Source organism: Flavobacterium sp. PL12, assembly GCF_039123485.1.
Taxonomy (GTDB): domain Bacteria; phylum Bacteroidota; class Bacteroidia; order Flavobacteriales; family Flavobacteriaceae; genus Flavobacterium; species Flavobacterium weaverense.
Genome location: NZ_JBANDI010000049.1, coordinates 1 through 4071, shown reverse-complemented (window position 1 = coordinate 4071; position 4071 = coordinate 1). Strand labels below are relative to the sequence as shown.

Sequence of the window (4071 nt, the reverse complement as noted above, 5' to 3'; positions counted from 1 at the left end):
AGTAAAGTAAGGTCAAGTAAGGGATTACTAGTCCATATTTTTGGAAAAATAGCATCTGCTTTTATAAATTTAATTTTTTAACCCTTGATTCGCATATATAATGAATGTCTATGCAAACACCAGCCTTTGGTACCTAATTTTCATTACTATTTCACCGCGCAATTTGTTTTAGTTCTATTACTAGTCATGTAGAGCTAGTAAGAACGCTATAGCAACAGGCATTATAATTATAATTTATCACGCCTTTGATTGTAAATGAAAGATCAATCATGTTAGAAATCAAAAGTGTTACATATAACAAAGATTTACTATGCTAAAAGAAATTTAATAATATTGGTACACGGTTTTTTTAAAGGAGTTTTTACAGATTTAAAGTTAAATTTTAATCTATTGAAATAGGATAAAATAAAGTTATGTATACTAGAGAGACACTTATTACTTCGCATATTAACATGTGAAGGTTATTATAGATCTTTCATGAATAAACCTTTATTAAAATCAATATGATTTACATTAAATTATACAAATTAGTCAAAAGTTTAACGTGTATCTTGCTTTTGTTAAGTGTAACAGTAGTCACTGCAAAAGATATGATAGTGGAAGATATAGCTGCTAAAATTGCAGAAGATATAGTAGATGCTACGATGAATAACTACTACCATTATTTCACTGGTTTGTTTGGAGTCATCTACGCCTTTTGCGTTGTTAATAAGAATATAGCTATTGCTAAAATCGAAACTAATTTTAATTCAAAATAAGATGATTTAAAAATAGTAAGTATTGTAGTTATTTCTTTGAATCATTTTTTAAATATTATCATTTGATTTGAAGAAAAATTATTTTGCTCGTAAAACAAAAATGGAGTTGCACATCTATGCATTTTTTGCTTTGCATTAAATGCATCTAGATCTTTTTAAAATCACTGCTTGTTATACGAGCAAGGATTTCTTTAGTTATAGGTTTTATATGGAAGGACATAACATTTTGTTCTTTTCGTGCTCGCAAGATATCTACGTCATCAATAGTTGATGAAATGATATGCACTTGGCAAGACTCTTTTAAAATGGAAGAGAATTTACTATATTCAGCAACAAAATCAAATCCTGACATTAAAGGCATATATATGTCTACAAAAATTACTTGTGGTAAAAGTTGTGAATTTTCCTGATTATTTTGAAGATAAATTAATGCGTCCCTAGCAGAGGTATGTTCTAGCACTTCTGCTGCAAATTTATTTTTTATAATAATCCGTGATGCAATATAAAGATCAGTACGGTTATCATCAATTAACATCACTTTTTCAAATTTCACTTTTAACTCGTCATTCATAATATAAATATTTAAGTTTTAATTGAAGTATTGGTACCTCATCGCCTTACATTGGTGATTAGTTTTTCTATTCTTTAAGTCTAATAAATTTATTAAAATCCTCTTGTCTTCTTTTAGCAACTGGCAAGACACTTCCATCAGGAAACTCACAGAAATATCCATCTTTTTTGGAAATTGTAGTAATTTGCCGAATGTTAATGACATAAGAGTGATGAATTCTGAAAAAATAGGTAGGATCTAGAACATCGTTGTAATCTCCTAAATTTCTACTAGACATTATTTTTTTTCCATCTAAGAGGTGAAAAATCGTGTATCGTCCATCAGCTTTGCAAAAAATAATCTCTGACATTTTTATTAATTCAATTTTATCTAAGGACGCAATTGCAACATACTCATTAGTATGTTTACCGGCATTTAAGGCATTAATATTATTGATTTTTTCATTTTGGTAGCTGTGTTCCATGTTTATTCTTTTAACCACTTTGTATAATGATAAAATAACATTATTAAAATCTATAGGCTTTAATATAAAATCGATGGCATTGTATTTAAATGCTTTTACAGCATCATATTCGTCTTCTGAAATAAACACCAATTTTGGAGAATTAAAATCCAACTGATCAAGAGCTTCTAAGAATGAATCATCGTTAATAGTTGTATCTAGAAAAACAACATCTGGTCTTTTAAGTTTAATTAAGTCTATTCCTTCTTTTGTAGAAATAGCATGTCCAATTACTTTTATTAGTATAGCGTTTTCTTTAGCGAATTTATCTAATAGTATAGAAGAATCATTACTATCGTTTATAACGATTGCACTAATCTGAATCATATTGTTGTGACTGTTTTTGTAAATAATACAATTTAAAAGAGGACTATATTTTTGCTATAACATAGCTTTGCAAATTAATGTACATTGTTTTAAAAATAAAGAGGTAATCAATACTTAATAGAACGGTATACTGTCTAGAAATTGCGCAGTGATTGTTTTTACTTGGAAAGCAACCACATTGATGTCATCGTTTGCGGTCTTTATGTCATCTTCATCGATTGAAGAGGAAAGAATATAAACTTTACAGTATTTTTTTAAATCCAATGAAAGCTTATCGTATTCTATCATAAATTCAAATCCCGACATTTGTGGCATATATATGTCTAAAAAAATAATTTGAGGCAACACATTACAATTATTTTGATTTTCTCTCAAAAACTCTAAAGCTTTCTGGGCAGAATTGTACTGATTTATATGCTCTGCAAAATTACATTTAGCCATTAGTCGAGCAGTAATATAAAGATCAATCGTATTGTCATCAATAAGCATTATTCTTTTAAACTTTAATTTTTGCTTTAACATCTTCTAAAATTTTTAAGATTTATTTCGAATTGTGTTCCGCCCTCTATTGGGGATGTTATTGTAATTGTACCTTCTAGTTTTTCAACGGTATCTTTTACTATATATAGACCAATGCCAGAACCTTCAGATTTACTTGAAATTCTAAAAAACATATCAAATATTTTATTATGGTATTCTAAAGGAATTCCTATTCCATTATCAGCAATTACCAGCTGCAGCTCTTTTTCATTTAATAACGCTGTAATTTCGATAAACCTATCAGTTCCGGTAGATTTATGATATTTAATAGCGTTAGATATTAAATTTTCTACTATTGTATTAAATCGTAATTTATCAGTATAGAAATTAGTGAGTTGCTGGACTTCAATTTTAAAATGAATTCCTTTTCCTTGCTTCATGTTTTGAAGGCCGTCAATAATATCAGAAATGGTATTTTTTATTTGTACTGGTTCTATCTCTAAGGCAGTGCGATTGTTTTGAGAATAACTTAGAATTCTTTTAATAAATTGATCTAGACGTTCTATACTATTGCTTATCATTTGGATATGCTTTATCGTTTCTGGTTCTTTACTTTCATCTTCAATTATTGAAACGAGTCCCTGAACAGAGGTCAATGGACTTCGCAAATCATGAGAAACGCTATAGACAAAACGATCTAGTTCTTTGTTTGTTTTTAGAAGTTCTATATTAGTAATTATTAATTCTTTGGCTCTTAATTCTTTTTCCGCATTTTGAAAAGCAAGTTCATAATTAGCAATAGCTAACTCATTAGCTCGATTTTCTTTTTCTGTATTTTGATAAGCTAGCTCTTTATTAGCGATGGCTAATTCAGCAGCTCGTTTTTCTTTCTCTTGATTTTCAAATGCGAGTAATGTGTTTTGAAGTTCTAATGCAGTAGATGCAGCTTTGCTTTCAGTAATATCTGTAATCATATTGACAGCACCTGTTACTCTGCCTGACGAATCTAAATAAGGAACAATATGCGGAACTACATAACGTTTTTCCCCATTCACACGTTTAACAATGCTTGATCCACCAGATATTATTTTACCTTCTTTTAGAGAAATAGCCATTGGACTAAATTCTAAAGGAATGGACTGCCCCTCATCGTTAAAGATCTGTGCGAAACCGCAAAAAGAGTCATCACCTACTATGGGATCTCTGCCCCAAAGATTAGCCGCAGCCTTGTTGAAAAATACTATTTTTCCATCTACGTCACATGAATAGGCTGCTACAGGTAATTCACTAATAAGCTGATGATACATTTTTGCACTTTGTTCTATTTGGATACGTGATATATGATGCGACCCTTTGTTAAGACAACTTTTTCAAAAACTTAAGATAGTTTTTTTTTAGTTTTATTTTCCAGTTTCCTGGCTAAAATCGGAGAT

General features: G+C 29.6%; 5 protein-coding genes. 1 reads left to right on the top strand and 4 read right to left on the bottom strand.

Annotated features, from left to right (window positions below):
• Positions 1 to 503: 503 nt before the first annotated feature.
• Complete coding sequence (locus RCH19_RS14580) at positions 504 to 758, top strand: hypothetical protein (RefSeq protein ID WP_343023840.1); 255 nt, start codon at positions 504 to 506, stop codon at positions 756 to 758.
• A 145-nt stretch (positions 759 to 903) separates the two neighbouring features.
• Here RCH19_RS14580 and RCH19_RS14575 read toward each other — a convergent pair whose 3' ends face one another.
• From RCH19_RS14575 to RCH19_RS14560, 4 genes are all read right to left on the bottom strand, one after another.
• Positions 904 to 1329, bottom strand: a complete 426-nt coding sequence (locus RCH19_RS14575; protein ID WP_343023839.1) for a response regulator — start codon at positions 1327 to 1329, stop codon at positions 904 to 906.
• Between the two features lie 67 nt (positions 1330 to 1396).
• Positions 1397 to 2158, bottom strand: coding sequence for a LytTR family DNA-binding domain-containing protein (locus RCH19_RS14570; protein ID WP_343023838.1), 762 nt, complete (start codon positions 2156 to 2158; stop codon positions 1397 to 1399).
• A 114-nt stretch (positions 2159 to 2272) separates the two neighbouring features.
• Positions 2273 to 2680, bottom strand: a complete 408-nt coding sequence (locus RCH19_RS14565) for a response regulator (protein WP_343023837.1) — start codon at positions 2678 to 2680, stop codon at positions 2273 to 2275.
• On the bottom strand, positions 2674 to 3963 hold the full coding sequence (locus RCH19_RS14560) for an ATP-binding protein (RefSeq protein WP_343023841.1): 1290 nt from the start codon (positions 3961 to 3963) through the stop codon (positions 2674 to 2676). The genes RCH19_RS14565 and RCH19_RS14560 overlap by 7 nt, the downstream gene beginning before the upstream one ends.
• Positions 3964 to 4071: the final 108 nt, after the last annotated feature.

Coding starts and splice junctions, on each gene's coding strand:
- RCH19_RS14580 (WP_343023840.1), top strand. CDS start 504: ATGATTTACATTAAATTATACAAATTAGTCAAAAGTTTAACGTGTATC.
- RCH19_RS14575 (WP_343023839.1), bottom strand. CDS start 1,329: ATGAATGACGAGTTAAAAGTGAAATTTGAAAAAGTGATGTTAATTGAT.
- RCH19_RS14570 (WP_343023838.1), bottom strand. CDS start 2,158: ATGATTCAGATTAGTGCAATCGTTATAAACGATAGTAATGATTCTTCT.
- RCH19_RS14565 (WP_343023837.1), bottom strand. CDS start 2,680: ATGTTAAAGCAAAAATTAAAGTTTAAAAGAATAATGCTTATTGATGAC.